Source organism: Phenylobacterium sp., from assembly GCF_030680185.1.
Taxonomy (GTDB): Bacteria; Pseudomonadota; Alphaproteobacteria; order Caulobacterales; family Caulobacteraceae; genus Phenylobacterium.
In genome coordinates, this window is sequence record NZ_JAUXVZ010000065.1 from 60,903 (window position 1) to 78,829 (window position 17,927).

General features: G+C 68.7%; 7 protein-coding genes. 1 reads left to right on the forward strand and 6 read right to left on the reverse strand.

Going from position 1 to position 17,927, the window contains the following annotated elements:
• The first annotated feature begins 40 nt into the window (after nucleotides 1-40).
• Nucleotides 41-685, forward strand: a complete 645-nt coding sequence (locus tag Q8L83_RS18150) for a TIGR02281 family clan AA aspartic protease (RefSeq protein WP_305289495.1) — start codon at nucleotides 41-43, stop codon at nucleotides 683-685.
• On the opposite strand, the gene treY is transcribed toward Q8L83_RS18150, so the two are convergent.
• Genes treY through Q8L83_RS18180 form a run of 6 tightly spaced genes read right to left on the reverse strand, consistent with a single transcriptional unit; the run spans nucleotide 682 to nucleotide 17,842 of the window.
• A complete protein-coding gene (gene treY, locus Q8L83_RS18155) occupies nucleotides 682-3,276 on the reverse strand; it encodes a malto-oligosyltrehalose synthase (protein WP_305289497.1) in 2,595 nt (864 codons plus the stop codon). The genes Q8L83_RS18150 and treY overlap by 4 nt on opposite strands.
• Entirely contained in the window at nucleotides 3,273-5,303 is a 2,031-nt protein-coding gene (malQ, locus tag Q8L83_RS18160; protein WP_305289499.1) for a 4-alpha-glucanotransferase, read from the reverse strand. Before malQ ends, treY begins: the two co-directional genes overlap by 4 nt.
• Nucleotides 5,300-9,163, reverse strand: coding sequence for a glycogen debranching protein GlgX (gene glgX / locus Q8L83_RS18165; RefSeq protein ID WP_305289501.1), 3,864 nt, complete (start codon nucleotides 9,161-9,163; stop codon nucleotides 5,300-5,302). Before glgX ends, malQ begins: the two co-directional genes overlap by 4 nt.
• Nucleotides 9,160-11,355 (reverse strand): 1,4-alpha-glucan branching protein GlgB, encoded by a 2,196-nt coding sequence (gene glgB / locus Q8L83_RS18170; RefSeq protein WP_305289502.1) that lies wholly within the window; start codon nucleotides 11,353-11,355, stop codon nucleotides 9,160-9,162. The genes glgX and glgB overlap by 4 nt, the downstream gene beginning before the upstream one ends.
• A complete protein-coding gene (gene treS / locus Q8L83_RS18175; protein WP_305289503.1) occupies nucleotides 11,352-14,612 on the reverse strand; it encodes a maltose alpha-D-glucosyltransferase in 3,261 nt (1,086 codons plus the stop codon). The genes glgB and treS overlap by 4 nt, the downstream gene beginning before the upstream one ends.
• The gene (locus Q8L83_RS18180; RefSeq protein WP_305289504.1) at nucleotides 14,609-17,842 is read right to left on the reverse strand and encodes a maltotransferase domain-containing protein; all 3,234 of its coding nucleotides are present in this window, start codon (nucleotides 17,840-17,842) and stop codon (nucleotides 14,609-14,611) included. The genes treS and Q8L83_RS18180 overlap by 4 nt, the downstream gene beginning before the upstream one ends.
• Nucleotides 17,843-17,927 lie beyond the last annotated feature (85 nt).

Consider the following 17,927-nt stretch of genomic DNA (forward strand, 5'->3'; position numbering starts at 1 on the left):
AGGATGGATCGAAAGCCCTGCTGTGGGGTTGAGGAGGGATATGCTCGGCACGCTCCCATACTGGCAGCAGCTGGCGCTTTATGCGCTGGCCGGCGCCATCGTCATGTCCCTGCTGTTCCGGCTGCCCTATGTGGGCCAGGCGTTGCGCACCGTGGTGTCCTTTGGCGCCCTGGCGCTCTGTATCTTCATCCTGCTGCAGCATGCGCCCTATCAGCCCTGGCTCGCGCAGATCGTCGAGCGGACGGGGCTGGACCGGCAGGAGGTGGTGGGCGAGGAGGTGCGCATCCCCATGTCCGCCGACGGCCACTTCTGGGCCAAGGTGACCCTGAACGGCGAGGAGGTGCGCATGCTGGTCGATAGCGGCGCGACCCTGACCGCCATCTCCACCGAGACGGCCGCGCGGGCCGGCATCCGGCCGGAACCCGGCCTCACCCCGATCCTGGCCCGGACGGCCAATGGGGTGGTTCAGGCGCGGCCGGCGACGGTGGACTCCTTTGAACTCGAGGGAATAGCGGCGTCCGACCTGCAGGTGGCCATCTCGTCGGCCCTCGGTCCTGTCGATGTGCTGGGTATGAACTTCCTGACCCGGCTGGCCAGCTGGCGCGTGGAGGGCCGGACGATGATCCTCACGCCTCGGCCTGGCGAGACGACCGATCGGGCCGACCTGGACGGCGAGACCCTCTAGGCAGGCGCCGGATCGTCGGGCCGATCGCGAGCCAGCAGGGCGACGGGCAGATGTTCAAACAGCCTGGCCGCGGGCAGGGCGCCGGCGCTGTGGCGCTGGCCGCCGAGATGGTCGTGGAGGGCGACGCCCTGGCCGGCCTCCAGCAGAACGACCGTGTCGTCCCACCAGACAGGGTCGGGCAGGGGGCGCCCTTCGGCGAATTGAGATGGCGAACCCATCACCGCGGCGGCGATGACCGTGTCGGTCGCCGTCCGGCGGGCGAAGGCGATCACGGCGTCCTTGCGGCGACCTTGTATGCGTAGAGGGTTGTATTCGCCCCGCGCGAAGATCTCGGGCCTGGCCTTGCGAAGGCTCAGGGTCCGGCGGATCACGAACTGCTTCACCGCGCCCGTTCGCCAGTCCGCCATGAGCTCGGCCGGGACGGACTGGCGCAGCATCTCCTGGCGCAGGGCGAAGTCCACCGGGCGGCGGTTGTCAGGGTCCACCAGGCTGAAGTCCCACAGCTCGGTCCCTTGATAGGTGTCGGGGACGCCGGGACTGGCGCAGCGCAGCAGGGCCTGGGCCAGGCTCTTGATCGCCCCGGCCGGCGCGATCTCCTCCACCAGACCCGACAGCTCCGCGCGATAGGCCGGATCGGCGAGGCATTGCTGGAGATAGGCGAGGCAGGCGGCTTCATAGGCTTCGTCGGGGACCGCCCAGGAGGACCGCAGCTTGCCCTCGCGCAGCGCCTTGGTGAACCAGCCGGCCACCCGCGCGCCGAAGATCTTCAGGCCTGCGGCGTCGCCCAGGTCCAGGTCGAGGGGTAGGGCGCCCACAAGGGTCTGGTGCATCTGATAGGCGTCGGCCGGATCGATCTGCGGCGGCGCGTGGTCGAGCCAGGCGCGCACGGCTTTCGCCCAAAGGTCCGGGCGCTCGCTGAGCACGGCCAGCCGGGCGCGGACGTCTTCGCCCCGCTTGTGGTCGTGGGTGGCGGTGGTGAGCATGCTGGCGGGCCAGGCTTCGGCCCGGGCGGGATTGGCGGCGTGGAACTCGTCCGCGTCGCTGGCCAGACGGCCGGGATAGGAGCCCACCTCGTTGCGCGAAATCAGGCGCAGATAGCGGTAGAAGGCGGTGTCCTCCGCCGACTTCGCCGCCACCGGCGCGCTGAGCTGGTGGAAGCGCTGCAAGGCCCGGCGCCGGGCGTCCGGCGTCCCAGGTCCGCCGCCGGTCAGCCAGGTCTCGATCTGGTCGAGCGCCGGGCGGTCGGCCGGCGCAATGGCGGCGCGCGCCTTCTCCATGGCCCCGGCCAGAACGCCGGCCTCGCCCTGGGAAAGGGCTTCGCCCTCGCCATAGAGCCTGTAGGCGGAAAAGCCGGTGAGCAGCTGGGTGATCGCGCGGCGCAGGGCGCCCTGCGTCAGGTCGCGGGTCTTGAGGTTGTCGCGCGCCAGGTCGTGGAAGGCGCCGACCACGGCCTCGACCTGACCTGCAAAGCCGTGGGTAAGGATTTCCCGACGGGCGGCGTGCTCTTCGTCGCCGTAGTCGCCTTCGCGCCGGCTGATCTCGCGCCAGAGCGCGGCGAGCGGGGCTGCGCTTCCCGGCTCATGGAGGAGGGCCGAGACGTCGTCCATGAACTCATAGCCCGTGGTCCCGTCGCAGGCCCAGTCGCGGCTTAGGGCTTCGCCCTCGGCGAGGATCTTCTCAACAACCAGATAGGCCGGGCCCGCGGCCGACCCCTTGGGTCTCTCGGACTGGCGCTTCGCAAGCTCACCCCGCAGGCGGGTGAGGTAACCCGCTGGATCGGCCAGGCCGTCGATGTGGTCGATGCGCAGGCCATCGATCAGGCCCTCGGCATAGAGGCGAAGGGGCAGGGCGTGGATGCGGTCGAAGACCTCCGGGACCTCCACGCGGACGCCGGCCAGTTCGGTGATGTCGAAGAAGCGCCGCCAATTGATCTCGTCGCCTGCGGTCTGCCACCAGGCCAGGCGATAGGCCTGGCGTTCCAGCAGGTCGTGAAGGCGGGCGCGGCCCGCATCCTCAGCCGGATCAAAGGCCTCAAGGCCGAGCGCGAACACCTCGGCCCGGTCAGCCTCGCGGATCGGAAACCGGTGGTGGCCATAGGCCGTGGCCCACAGCGATCCGTCAGGGCCAGCCTCCAGCCGGATGTCGCCGCCTGCCAAAGCCTCTCCATAGGGCGCGCCGAGAAAGGGGGCCAGCACCTTGCCCTGAAGCGCCGGGTCGCGGGGCCGCCAGTCGATGTCGAACAGGCCCGCAAAGGCGCTGGCCTCGCCCTTTTCCAGGACGTCCAGCCACCAGGCGTTGTCGGCGCCGCCCACGGCGAGGTGGTTGGGCACGATGTCGAGGATGACGCCCAGGCCCTCTGCCTTGAGGGCCGCCACCATCTGGCGGAATCCGTCCTCGCCGCCAAGGGCGGGGTTGATGGCGGTGGGATCGACCACGTCATAGCCGTGGGTGGAGCCGGCCCGCGCCACCGCGATGGGCGAGGCGTAGACGTGGCTGACCCCCATATCGCGCAGATAGCCCGCCAGTCCTGCGCCGTCGGCGAAGGTGAAGCCGGCATGGAACTGCAGCCGGTAGGTCGCCGTGGGAGTCATCTCGGCCGCTCTTTGTTCAGGCTGGCGATCCGGCCAGCCGGTCCTGGCGCGTCGAACAGCGCCCCGGCCGGCCCCGCCAGGCGTCTGCGCCAATTGGGATGTTCGGTGGTGGTGCCGGGCAGGTTGGGCTGCGCCTCCAGGCCCAGCAAATCCTCGATCGGCAGGATGGCGAGTTCGGCGCTGGTCCTGGCCAGGAAGTCGATGGCGGCGTCCACGACGACACCGGTTTTTTCGGCGGACGGGCGATCGCCTTCAGCGCAGCCCGCCTTGCAGAAGGCGGCCCAAAGGGCGGTTCGCTGCGTCTCGCGCTCGGAACGAAGGGCTGTGACCTCATCGACCGTGAGGTCAGGCTGCAGTCGCACGCGCCAGTCGATGTCGGTCCCCCGCCACCAGCCGGCTATAGGCGGCAGGTCGTGGGTGGTGGTCATGGCGCAGGCCCTGGGCGACCATTGCTCCGGCGCCTTGAACGCGCCCGTCTCGTCCTGCTCGAACAGCAGCACCTGCATGCCGCGCACGCCGCCCGCGGCCAGGGTTTCCCGAAGGCCCGGAGGCACTGTGCCCAGGTCCTCGCCGACCACGAGGACGCCATGGCGGTGGGACTCGATGGCGATCAGCCGCATCAGGTCCTGCATGGGATAGGTGAGATAGGCGCCTTCCGTCGGCCCCGCCCCGTGGGGCACGACCCAGAGCCTTCGCAGGCCCAGGATGTGGTCGATCCTCACCCCGCCCGCATGGCGCATGGCCGAGCGCAGGGTGGCCAGGAAACCGGCATAGCCGCTGGCCGCCAGGGCGCGGGGCGAGAAGGTGGTCACCCCCCAGTCCTGGCCATTGGCCTGGAAGGCGTCGGGCGGCGCGCCAATGTTGAGGCCGGCCAGCAGGTCCTGCGGCCGGGACCAGGCGTGGCTGCCGCCCGGGTCCATGCCGACTGCGACGTCGGTGATCAGCCCAACCGGCATGCCGGCGGCCCGGGCGGCGTGCTGGGCGCGGGCCAGGCTGCGGTCGGCGAGCCATTGGACGAAGATGTGGAAGTCGATCTCATCGCCGTGCTCGGCGGCGAAGGCTGCGACCGCCGGGCTCGCTGCGTCGTGAAGATCCGCCGGCCATTCCGGCCAGCCCCGGGCGCCGTCGCGGGCGAAGAAGGCCCCGTGGATCGCCTCGAACCGGGCGTGGCCGCGCAGGTCCTCGCCGCCTTGGGTCGTGAAGCTCTGGAGGTCAGCCCTGAGATCGGCGGACGCCTCGGCCTTGAACCGCGCATGGACCCGACGCAGCGCCGCCCATCGCGCCGGAATGGCGCTCGACCAGGCCACCAGATCGCCGCCGGCCGGCTGATGACCCAGGTCGCCGAGTTGGTCGCCCAGGACGGCGGCTGGATCGGCATAGAGGCCGTTCAGGAACAGGCGGCTCGACGGGGCATAGGGGCTGAACCGCTCGGCGTCGGCGGCGAACAGGGCGTGGACGGGGCTGATGGCCAGGGCGGCGGCGCCGCGACGGCCTGCGGCGTCAGCGAAGCCGGCGAGGTCGCCAAAGTCGCCGAATGGCCGCGGGTCGCGGCCGCGCAGGGCGTAGAGCTGCACCGCCAGACCCCAGAGCCGCTGATGGGGCGCCAGGTCGTCCAGACCAAAAGCGCGGGGGGGCGCAACGGCCACGGTAATCTCTCGGCCTGCGACCTCCAGCCGGTGATATCCTGGGACGTCGACGCCCTGGCGCGTGAACCCGGTCTGGGGATCCAGAGCGATGTCCAGGACCTCCCCATCCTCCAGCCGCAGTCGAGCCTGCGCGCCGCACGGACCCCCGACGGGGCGGAACGGCTGGCCGACCTGGGCGGTGATGAAGTCGGGCGACGGGGTGGCGGCCAGGCGCGCGCGGCTCTCCTTCAACTCGGCCGGGGTCGAGGCCGGCAGGCCCAAGGCCGCCAGCACCGAGCGCAAGGTCTGAGGCGGCGTGCGGCAGGGCTTGCCGTGGACGTCGTCCCATTCCACCAGAACGCCGGCCTCGGTCGCGAAGGCCTCCAACTCGGCGTCTATCACCGCTTGGGCTCCAGCCACGCGATCAGGCTGTAGGGGCACAGTCGGCGCTCGCCATCCAGGCCGTCGCCCACCGTCGCCGACGCGATCCTGTTCGGCGCGTCGCTGAGCTCGACAGCCTCAGCGCCGAGGTTCAGCGCCAGGGTCCAGTGGGATCCGTCGCCCAGGGTCCACCTCGCCTTGATGGCGGTCGGACCAAATGCCTGGGCGCCGGCGCTTCGGGCGCCGCGCAGGCGCGGGGCAAGGTCTCGGGCGCGGATCTGCAGCAGGTCGCGGTACAGCCGGCGCCAGTCGGCGGCGTCTGGTCCCGGCTCCGGACGCGAGGCCTCATAGGTCGCGGCGTCGTTGGGGTCGGGGATCGCCGCCCGCGCGTCGGGGTCGGCGAAGGCGGCAAAGTGCGAGAATTCCGCGCGCCGTCCCTCACGGACGGCCTGCGCCAGGTCCTCATTGTGATCGGTGAAGTAGAGGAAGGGCGAGCGACTGCCCTCCTCCTCGCCCATGAAGACCATGGGGATCTGGGGCGCCAGCAGGAGCAGCCCGGTCGCCGCGCGCAGGGCCTTGGGTTCAGCAAGCGTCGTCAGGCGCTCCCCAAGGGCGCGATTGCCGATCTGGTCGTGGTTCTGGACGAAGTTCACGAAGGCCGTGGGCGGCAGGCCGCCGCTCGGCGCCCCGCGCGGCGCGCCGTCCCGCAACGGGAAGGCCTCGCCCTGATAGACGAAGCCTTCGGCCAGGCTGCGGGCCAGGGCTTCGGCGGGGGCCTCGGCATAGGCGCGATAATAGCCCTCGGTCTCCCCGGTCAGCAGCACGTGCAGAACGTGGTGGGCGTCATCGTTCCACTGGGCGTCGAAGGCCCCGCTCAGGTGATCAGGGATGTTGTCGTCGTTTTCGAGGATGAGATGGATCTGACGCTCGCGGCCGGCGGCGGCGCGGACCGCCTCGCCCATCTCGTCGATCCAGTCGCGTTCGCTGATGGCGTGGACGGCGTCGAAGCGGAGGCCATCGAACCGGTATTCGTTGATCCAGTAGACCGCGTTCTCGATGAAGAAGCGGCGGACCTCGGGCCGGCGGAAGTCGATCGCCGCCCCCCAGGGGGTCTGGATGTCGTCGCGGAAGAACTGCGGGGCGTAGGCGCCCAGCGCATTCCCGTCGGGTCCGAAGTGATTATAGACCACGTCGAGGAAGACCATCAAACCCAGCTCGTGGGCTTGGTCGATCATCGCCTTCAGCTCTTCGGGCGAGCCATAGGCCGCGTCCGGCGCGAAGGGCAGGACGCCGTCATAGCCCCAGTTCCGCTGGCCGGGGAAATCGGCGATCGGCATCAGCTCGATGGCCGTAAAGCCCAGGGCCTTCAGCTCGGCCAGCTGGTCGGCGATCCCGGAGAAGCCGCCCATGAGGCCGGGGTGAAGCTCGTAGATCACCGCCTCTTCCCAGGGGCGTCCCTTCCAGTCGGCGGTGCGCCACTGATAGGCGGCCGGATCGATCACCAGGCTGGCGTCGTGGACATCGCCGTTCTGACGGCGGGAGGCGGGATCGGCGACACAGACGTCCTCGCCTACACGATACCTGTAGAGCGATCCGGGGCCACAGGGCGCCTCGACCTCGAACCAGCCTTGTTCGACGGCGGTCATGGGCTGGGCCGGCAAGCCCTCCACTTCCAGGATCACCGCCTCGCAGGCCGGGGCCCAGAGGCGGAACCGCGTGCGATCCTCGGCCAGGACGGTGGCGCCGAAGGGCAGCTCGTGGACGCAGCGGCCTGAGCCGTCAGCCCCCTCGACCACCGAATGCAGGAGCACCGCGCTGTGTGCGCCCACTTCCACCTGCGTCCCGGCTACCGGCCGCTCGGCGAGGCCCGGGTGGGCGCTGTCGAGCAGGATGACCGGCGCCCCCATGGGTTCGGGCAGGTGGAAGGTCATGGCCTCGTCACTGGCGTTGGTCAGCAGGGTGACAAGCTCGACCCGGCCGTCCTCCATGGGCGCGGCGCGGCGCATGGCCAGGGCCGAGGCATGGGCGTTTTGCCAGTCGTCCGAGGACAGGCCGCGGCCATGCTCGTCGAACCAGTCGACGTCGAGCACGCCCGGCGCATATTCGTTCTGGCCGTGCAGGAACTGGTTGGGGCGGAGCGTCCCATAGGTCTTGCGCAGGGCGATCAGCCGGGAGACGAAGTCGATCTGGGCCTGACCCTCGGGGGACTCCAGCTGCTTCCAGTCGAACCAGGAGATCTCATTGTCCTGGCAATAGGCGTTGTTATTGCCCTTCTGGGTGCGGCCGAACTCGTCGCCGCCCAGCAGCATCGGCGTGCCTGACGACGCGAACAGGGTCATCAGCATGGCGCGCATCACCCGGCCTCGGGTGCGCTGGATGTCCACGTCCGAGGTCGGCCCCTCGGCGCCCCAGTTGCGCGACAGGTTCTCGCTATGACCGTCGCGATTATCCTCGCCATTGGCCTCGTTGTGCCGCTCCTCGTAGCTCACCAGGTCGCAAAGGGTGAACCCGTCGTGGGAGGCCAGGAAGTTGATCGAGGCCCACGGGCGCCGCGCCCGGCGGTCGAAGATGTCGCCCGATCCCGACAGCCTTGCAGCCAGGTCAGGCCGACCGCCCTGGTGGCCCCGCCAGTAGCCCCGCACATCGTCGCGGAACCGGTCGTTCCACTCGGCGAAGCCGGGCGGATGCTGGCCAAGCTGGTAGCCGCCAGGCCCGATGTCCCAGGGCTCGGAGATCAGCTTGATCCCCTGCAGGGTGGGGTCCTGCCGCAGCACGTCGAAGAAGCCGGCGCCAGGATCGAACCCGTGCTTTTCCCGTCCCAGGGTCACGCCGAGATCGAAGCGGAAGCCATCGATCCCGTAGGACTGCGTCCAGTAGCGCAAGGAGTCGGCGACCATCTGGATGACCCGGGCCTTGGACATGTTCACCGTATTGCCGGTGCCGGTGTCGTTGACGCAAAACCGCGGATCGCCCTCGACGAGGCTGTAATAGCTGGCGTTGTCCAGGCCCCGGAACGACAGGGTGGGGCCGCGCTCGCTGCCCTCGGCGGTGTGGTTGAACACCACGTCCAGGATCACCTCCAGGCCCGCCGCGTGCAGGCGGCGCACCGCCATCCGCAGCTCGTTCTGGTCGATCCCCGACAGGTAGCTCCGCTCGGGCGTGAAGTAGTTGAGCGTGCTGTAGCCCCAGTAGTTGGCCAGCCCCTTCTCCTGCAGGAAGCGGTCCTGCACGAAGGCGTGGATGGGCAGCAGCTCGACGGCGGTGACACCCAGGCGCTTCAGGTGGTCGATCACCTTGGGGTGCGTCAGCGCGGCGAAGGTGCCCCGAGCCGGGGGGCGGACCTCCTCCATCAGCATGGTCAGGCCGCGAACATGGGCCTCATAGATGACCGTGTCCGACCAGGGGATGTTGGGCCGCCGGTCGCCGCTCCAGTCGAAGGAGTCGGCGGTGACCACGGACTTGGGCATGGCGGGCGCGCTGTCGCGGCGGTCGAAGGTGAGGTCGGCCCTGGCCGAATTGACCCGGTAGCCGAACAGCGCGTCGGTCCAGCGCAGGTCGCCGGACAGGCTGCGGGCATAGGGGTCGATCAACAGCTTGTTCGGATTGAACCTGTGGCCTTCCTGCGGCGCATACGGTCCATGGGCGCGATAGCCATAGAGCAGCCCAGGCTTGGCGTCCGGCAGATAGCCGTGCCAGACCTCGTCGGTCCATTCGGGCAGGGGCAGGCGGGCGATCTCGCGGCGGCCGGTCTCTTCGAAGACGCAGAGTTCGATCTTCTCCGCATGGGCCGAATAGACCGCGAAGTTCACCCCCAGACCGTCGAAGGTGGCGCCAAGGGGATAGGGCAGGCCGCCCTCAAGACGGTCCGGGAGAAGGATCAAGCGGCGGTTCCTTGATGGCGCAGGATGACGGCGCCGAGCGGGGGGATGGTGAGCTGTAGGGAGGCGGCCAGGCCGTGGGCCTGCGCCGGCTCGGTATGAACCGCGCCGCCATTGCCAATGTTCCCGCCGCCATAGCGAGCGGCGTCGGTATTCAGGACTTCGGCCCACACGCCGGCGGCTGGCGCGCCGAGGCGATAGTCCCGCTGAGGCTCAGGCGTCATGTTGACGGCGAAGATCAGCGGCGGCGCGTCGCGGCCAGCCTGACGGCGGAAGGCGAAGACCCCGGCCTCGGCGTCGGTGCAGATCCAGGCGAAGCCCTCGGGATCGGCGTCGCTCTGATGAAGGGCGGCCTCGCGGCCGTAGATGAGGTTGAGGTCCCGCACCAGCATCTGCATCCCGGCGTGGTCGGGCTGCTCCAGCAGCTCCCAGGGAATGGCGCCGTCGTGGTTCCACTCGCTGGGCTGGGCCAGCTCGCAACCCATGAACAGCAGCTTCTTGCCCGGATGGGCCCACATGAAGGCCAGATAGGCCCGCAGGTTCGCAAACTGCCGCCACCGGTCGCCCGGCATCTTGCCCAGCAGCGACCCTTTGCCGTGCACCACTTCGTCGTGGGAGATCGGCAGAACGAAACGCTCGGTGAAGGCGTAGAGCAGGCCGAAGGTCAGCTCGTTCTGGTGCCAGTTCCGATAAACCGGATCACGCTGCATGTAGGTCAGGGTGTCGTGCATCCACCCCATGTTCCATTTGTAGTTGAAGCCGAGGCCGCCCTCTGCCACCGGGCTGGAGACGCCGGGCCAAGCGGTGGATTCCTCGGCGATGGTCACGGCGCCGGGGCAGCGGCTGGCCACCGTCTCGTTCAGGCGGCGCAGAAAGGCGATGGATTCGAGGTTCTCGCGGCCGCCATGTTCGTTAGGAACCCACTCGCCGGGCTGGCGGCTGTAGTCGCGGTAGAGCATCGAGGCCACCGCATCGACGCGCAGGCCGTCGATATGGAAGGTCTCCAGCCAATAGAGGGCGCTGGCGATCAGAAATCCCTGCACCTCCCGCCGGCCCAGATTGAAGATCAGGGTGTTCCAGTCCTGGTGGAAGCCCTCGCGCGGGTCGGCGTGCTCATAGAGCTGCGTGCCGTCGAAGCTGGCCAGGCCGTGGGTGTCGGTCGGGAAGTGGGCCGGAACCCAATCCAGGATGACGCCGACGCCCAGCCGATGGCAGGCGTCCACGAACCGGGCGAGGCCCTCGGGCGAGCCATAGCGCGCGCTGGGGGCGAACTGCGACAGGGGCTGGTAACCCCAGGAGCCGCCGAACGGATGCTCCATGATCGGCAGCAGTTCCACATGGGTGAAGCCCAGGTCCGCCACATAGGGGGCGAGGCGATCAGCAAGGCCGTCCCAGTCGAGGTTGGGGCTTTCACCATCGTCCGGGCGCAGCCAGGAGGCGGCGTGAACCTCATAGATCGACATCGGCGCGTCGGGCTTCTGACGCCGTCCGCGGTCGGCCATCCAGTCGGAATCGGTCCAGTTGAAAGCCGCAGCGGGCGCGACGATGGAGGACTGGCCTGGCGGCAGTTCGGTCATCCGCGCCAGGGGATCGGCCTTCAGGGGCAGCAGCTCGCCGGCGGCGCCGACCAGCTCATATTTGTAGCGCTCGCCAGGCCGCAGCCGCGGCACGAACAGTTCCCACACGCCAGCGGGATGGCGCAGGCGCATGGGATGGCGGCGGCCGTCCCAGCTGTTGAAGTCGCCGACCACCGAGACCCGGCGCGCATTCGGCGCCCAGACCGAGAAGCCGACACCCTCGACACCCTCGAGGGTCTGCGGCTGGGCCCCCATCCTCTGGCCGAGCTCCCAATGGGCGCCCTCCATGAAGAGGTGCAGGTCCAGATCGCCGAGCAGCAGGCCAAAGGCGTAGGGGTCTTCGGTCTCCTGCGTCGTTCCACCCCAGTCGATGCTCAGGCGATAGCCGCCCTTGCCCTTGAGGCGCCCCGCGAACACGCCCGGCGCGACTTCCTCCAGCGGCGAAGGCGCGGCCCCCTTCTGCAGGGCCGACACCGAGACGGCGCGGGGCTGGAAGGTGCGCACGACAGTGTCGTCGCCCGCCTCGTGCGGACCCAGGAAGACGAAGGGGTCGGTCAGCCGACCCTCCATCAGGGCGGAGGTCAGGGCGTGCGTCAGGGTGAGATCCTCGTGGCTCATGGGGCGCCGTCCAGGAGCCGGTCAGCGATGGCGGCCAGGCCCTGGAGGGGCGTGCCGAGCCAGGCGGGGCGATTGGCCGCCTCGTAGCTGACCTCATAGGCCGCCTTTTCCAGCAGGAAGAGGTCGAGCAGGTCCGTCGAAATGTCGCCTGCCACCTCGCCATAGCCATCCAGGAAGGCCTGGCTGGCGACGGTTGCGAACTGGCTCACCACATCGATGGCGCGGTCCTGAACGCCCTGGGCGACGTTCGAGGCCGCGATGGCGCCCAGCGCTGCGGCATAGTCGAAGGACCGCAACATGCCGGCCACGTCGCGCAAGGGGCTGGCCTTGGCGCGGCGAGCCTCCAGGGGCTTGGCCGGCTCGCCTTCGAAGTCGATGAAGGTGACGCCGCCGCCGGTGACCAGCACCTGGCCGAGGTGAAGATCCCCATGGATGCGGGTCCGCACCTGGCCCTTCGCGGCGCCGGAGAGGCGGGCGACCGCCGCATTGAGTTCGCCGCGATGGCGAAGGAGGCGCTCGGCGAGCTGGCCCAGGTTCCCATGGTCTAGCCAGTCGCCGCCCTTCTCCAGCACGACCAGGGCGTCTTCCACCTGTTGCATGATCCCGCCACGCACGGCTTCCGCCGCCGCCCCGTCCATCACCTCGGGCGCAAAGGCCTGATCGTCGCAGGGCTGGGCGAGCACGCTGTGCATCTCGGCCAGGCTCCGCCCCAGGATACGCGCGAACTCGGCATAGGAGGCGAAGTCCGGCGTCGCGTTCTGATCGCCGGCCAGGACAAGGTCGTCGATCACCCGGTGGAGATAGTCCTGGGTCCAGTCCCAGCCATCGCCCTGGCTGTAGATGAAGGCCTGGGCGACCATCAGGGTGTGCGGCGAGCCGTCTGGGGCGATACGGCGAACCTCACCGACAAAGGCCGGGACGTGCGGATAACCCCGCTGGCTGAGCACCCGGGTCATCTCGGCTTCCGGATGGACCCCGGGCACGACCTTGCGCAGCAGCTTCAGGACGATCTCGCGGCCGATGATCACCGAGCTGTTGCTCTGCTCGGCCGAGGACCACTCGATCTCGGCGTCGTCGTCGGCTTCGAAAGCGGCCGAGGCGAACTCGATGTCGCCGAAGGGCGAGGTCAGCCTGGCGTTGTCGCGCAGGCCCGTCATGACCGAGCGGACGAACTCCGTCGTCAGGAAGCCATCGGTCAGATCGCCGACCAACGCGCCGCGGCGGACCCGCGCCATGGCGAAGTTGTGGGCGTAGGGATCGCCCACATCGTCCTCCCAGGCCACGCCCAGGGGCACGAGATAGGCCGAGGTCCCCGTGGAGGTCTCGACCTCCAGCTCGGCGAGGATCTGGTTGGGCGCGCCGGGCAGGGGCGAGAAGCCCTTCACCCGGGTCGCCAGGAGCTCGGCGTCCTTGCCCTGGAACCAGCGCCGGCCGGTCATCCAGGTCGGCAGCACCTCGGATTCCAGCACCGCCCGATGGGGCGGCTCGACCAGGGTGGCCACATCGCCCCGCAACACGAAGGTGTGCTGTTCGGCCTGAACCCCGCTTGGGGCCGTGCTCCAGCTGGGACCATCGGTCTTTTCGCAGAGCTGGAACCAGTGGAAGCCATAGGGGGGCAGGGTCAGCAGGTAGGTGAGGTGGCCGATGGGCGGGAAGGGCGTGCTGCCCGACATCTCCATGGGCGCCCAGCCGGCGAACTCCGACAGGTCGAGCTCAACGGCCTGGGCCGTGCGGGCCAGGTTGGCGACACACAGGATGGTGTCGCCCTCGTGCTCGCGTAGATAGGCCATCACCTTGCGGTTCTGCGGCCGCAGGAAGCGCAGGGTTCCGCGTCCAAAGGCGCTGTGACGCTGGCGCACCGCCAGCATCCGCCGCAGCCAGTTGAGCAGCGAGTGGCTGTCGCGGCTCTGGGCCTCGACATTGATCGCCTGGAATCCGTAGAGCGGATCCATGATCGCCGGCAGCACCAGGCTGGCTGGGTCGGCGCGGGAGAAGCCGCCATTGCGGTCCGGCGACCACTGCATGGGGGTGCGCACGCCATCGCGGTCGCCGAGATAGATGTTGTCGCCCATGCCGAGCTCGTCGCCGTAATAGATCACCGGCGTGCCGGGCATGGTCAGCAGCATGCAGTTCATCAGCTCGACGCGGCGGCGGTCCCGCTCCATCAGCGGCGCGAGGCGCCGGCGGATGCCGAGATTGATCCGCGCCCGGCTTTCGGAGGCGTAGACGCTCCAGAGGTAATCCCGCTCCTTGTTGGTGACCATTTCGAGGGTCAGCTCGTCATGGTTGCGCAGGAAGATCGCCCACTGGCAGGCCTCCGGAATGTCCGGGGTCTGGCGCATGATGTCGGTGATCGGGAAGCGGTCTTCCTGGGCGATGGCCATGTACATCCGCGGCATCAGCGGGAAGTGGAACGCCATGTGGCATTCGTCGCCGTCGCCGAAATACTGCTGGGTGTCCTCGGGCCACTGGTTGGCCTCGGCCAGAAGCATGCGATCTTCAAAATGCTCGTCCAGATGGGCCCGGATGGCTTTCAGGACGTCGTGGGTCTCAGGCAGGTTCTCGTTGTTCGTGCCCTCCCGCTCGATCAGATAGGGGATGGCGTCCAGGCGAAGACCATCGACGCCGGCCTCCAGCCAGTAGCGCATGACCGACAGGATTTCTTCGAGCACCTTGGGGTTGTCGAAGTTCAGGTCTGGCTGGTGCGAATAGAAGCGGTGCCAGTAATAGGCGCCGGCCACCGGGTCCCAGGTCCAGTTGGAGGTCTCGGTGTCGAGGAAGATGATCCGCGTGCCGCTGTAGTCGGAATCATTGTCCGACCAGACATAGAAGTCCCGCTCGGGCGAGCCGGGCGGCGCGCGCCGGGCGGCCTGGAACCAGGGGTGCTGGTCGGAAGTGTGGTTGATCACCAGTTCGGTGATCACCCGCATGCCCCGGCCGTGCGCCTCGTCGATGAAGCGTTTCACATCGTCGAAGTCGCCGTACTCCGGGTGGACCCCACGATAGTCGGCGATGTCATAGCCATCGTCCCGGCGGGGCGACGGATAGAAGGGCAGCAGCCAGATGGCGGTGACGCCGAGGCTTGCGATGTAGTCCAGCTTGGCCGAAAGCCCTGCGAAATCGCCCACGCCGTCGTCATTGGCGTCGAAGAACGACTTCACGTGCAGCTGGTAGATGACCGCGTCCTTGTACCACTGCGGATCGGCGGTCTGGGCGGGGTCGGCGGCGTGATCGTCAGCAGCATAGGCGACGCTCATCGCGGGGCCTCCATACGGAAAATGAGATAGGGCTGGCCGGGATCAAGCGCGATGCGTCGCCACTTGCCCTGCCAGTCGAAGGTCTTGCCGGTGAGCAGGTCGTCCACCCGGGCCGTGGCGTCGTCGGCGAGGCCCAGCCTCCAGAACGGCGCCTCCACATCGGCCTCGTGGGCGCCGTGGGGATCGAGGTTGACGGCGACCAGGATCATGTCCCCGCCGCCTGGGCTGGCCTTGGCGTAGAACAGGATGTTGTCGTCGGTCGCCGGCAGGAACGTGACGTTCAGGTGGGTCTGCAGGGCCGGGTGGCTCTTGCGCAGGCGGTTGAGCTGGCTGATCTGCGGAATGATGCCCGGCGCGGTCCAATCCCGTGGCCGGATCTCATACTTTTCGGAGTCCTTGTATTCTTCCTTGCCCGGGCCGACGGGCTCGGCCTCCAGCAGTTCGAAGCCGGAATAGACGCCCCACAGGCCAGACAGGGTGGCCGCCAGGGCCGCGCGGATCAGGAAGCCGGCGCGGCCTGAGGTCTGCAGGAAGTGGGGGTTGATGTCGGGCGTGTTGACGAAGAAGTTCGGCCGGAAGAATTCCTTCGGCTCGGTGGTGGTCAACTCGGTCAGGTAGTCGGTGAACTCCGCCTTGGTGTGGCGCCAGGTGAAGTAGGTGTAGGACTGTGAGAAGCCGATCTTGGCCAGCCGGTACATGACCCGCGGCCGGGTGAAGGCCTCTGACAGGAAGATAACGTCGGGGTGAGTGGTGCGCACCTCACGGATCATCCATTCCCAGAAGGCGAACGGCTTGGTGTGGGGGTTGTCGACGCGGAAGGTGCGGACGCCCTCGCGCACCCAGAGCAGCACCACATCGCGCAGGGCGAGCCACAGGTCCGGGATCGCCTCGGACCTGTAGAAGTCCACATTGACGATGTCCTGATACTTCTTCGGCGGGTTCTCGGCGTACTTGATCGTCCCGTCCGAGCGCCAGTCGAACCAGCCCGGGTGATCCTTGATCCAGGGATGGTCGGGCGAGCACTGGATGGCGAAGTCCAGGGCGATCTCCAGCCCATGGTCATGGGCTGCGGCGATCAGCTGGCGGAAGTCGTCGAAGGTCCCAAGCTCGGGGTGAATGGCCTCATGTCCGCCCTCGGCCGCGCCAATGGCGTAGGGGCTGCCCGGATCATCGGGGCCCGCGGTCAGGCTGTTGTTCTTCCCTTTGCGATGGCGCTGGCCGATCGGATGGATCGGCGGGAAGTAGAGGACGTCGAAGCCCATGGCCCTGACGGCCGGCAGGCGGGCGATGACATCGTCGAAGGTCCCGTGGCGGGCCGGGTCGTTGGTCTGGGAGCGGGGGAAAAGCTCGTACCAGCTGGCGAATAGGGCTTCGCGCCGTTCGGCGTCGACGAAACGCGCCTCGCTCTTGCAGGCGAAGGCCCGATCCTGCGCCTGATCCATCAGGCGCAATGTCTCGGGGTCGAGCAGACTCTGCCCGGCTGCGGCGGGATCGAGCTTGGAAAGCTCGGCGGCGATCTTGGCCAGCTGGCCCGAGGCGTCGGCCTTGGCGGCGTCGGCGATCAGTTGACGGCCTTCGTCGAGATCGACCTTCTGGGCGACGCCGGCCTCGATCTTCTTCTCCAGGCCGTGATGGTAGAAGCCGTACCGATCGATCCAGGCTTCGATGACGAACTCGTACCGACCCATGCGCTCCAGCGGGAAGCACCCGGTCCAGACATCGTTGCCCAGTTCAGACATGCGGGCGCTGGACCAGGTCTCGCCGTCGACGGCTCGCCAGCGGAGTTCAGCACCGAGCGTCTCATGGCCATCAGCATAGATCGCGGCGCTGACCTCGACGGTCTCGCCGACGATGCGCTTGGCGGCGAAGGGACCGCCGCTGACCTGCGGGGACACTTCCTCGATCACCAGGCGCGGCGCCTTGGCTGCGCTCTTCGCGCCCTGGCGTCCTGTGCGGCTGGGGACGCGGATCACGGCGCTGCGCCGTGCGCCCAGCAGCCGAATCTCGCCCAGGGCCAGGGGCTCGAAGGGATCAGCGCGCCCGTCCATGGCCTCGAAGGGACCAAAGGGGCCGGCGGCCGGAAGAATGAGGCCTGCGTCCAACTCGGCCGTGGCGTCGAGGGCGCTGTTGATCAGGACCAGAATGGCGGCTTCGGCGGTGCGCATGTCTGACCCGCTGGCGCGCAACAGGGCCGTGGCCGGCGCGCCTGGTCCCGTCAGCAGCCGCATCTCGCCCTCGAAGGGCGCAAGTTCGGCCACCAGGCGGTTGGCCGAGCGCACGTCGGCGCTCAGGTCGGCATCATGTGTTGAACCGGGTCCTGAGCTGCCGAGGGGCGAGCGTTCGGCGGATTCAAAGCCCATGGACAACAGCAGGCCAGAGCCGGTCGAAGCCGCCAGGCGGAGCGCCCGAAGATAGCCGGCCCTCACGTCGGCCTCCGGCGGCAGACGCGTGGCCAGACGCGGCCCGAAGGGCGCTTCGGGCTGGGCGATCAGCGGGGCGATCAGGCGCAGATCCTCATGCTCTTCCACGAGCCAGGGCGCACGGCCGTCCCACCAGGCGACCGACGAGATCAGAGCGTCAAAGCCGCAGGGCGCCAGCGAGAGGGCGGCTTTCCGGTCCATCCCCGGCGTATCGGCGATGACCGTCAAATCGGGCCTGGACGACCGCAGGCGCGCGATCAGACGGGTCCAGACCTCCGGCGGCGCCTGCTCAAGCTCCAAAAGGCGGAAACCGTCCAGGCCGGCTTCGACCCAGGTTTCGGCGCGGCGGGCGATCCATTCGACGACGACATCGCAGGCGGCCGGCTCACGCAGCCGCGCCAGGGCGACGCCCTGGGGCGGCGAGGCGAGCCTTGGATCGACAGGGCGGTCGGCAGGGGCTTCCCGCCGCAGGGTGAAGGCGTCCGGCTGATCGGCCACCAGGGGGTGCTCGGCGTCGAACCGGACCAGATCGAGATCCATCAACAGCCTTAGCCCATGCGCCCGGCAGGCGGCCGCCAGCTCGCCGATGGCAGAGGTCGTCGGCGCGCCGTTCAAACATGAGGTGTCGTGGTCGCGGGGGCGGAAGACATCGCCGCCGTGCTGAAAAATGGGCGCCACCAGCAGGTGATCAAACCCGAGATCAGCCGCGTTCTCGGCCAGTTGGGCGGCCAGGCCATCGCCTTCGATTGCAATCGGGTGAACGTAGTAGATGCGCGGCGCATGAACGCGCGAAGCTGGTGCGGGGGTCATCGTCCCTCATGGAAAAGGCGTGCACCCACAACCGAGCCCCAGGACGTTCGTTCCGAGGGTCAAGCTTGTCTTCGAGGCTTTCTTT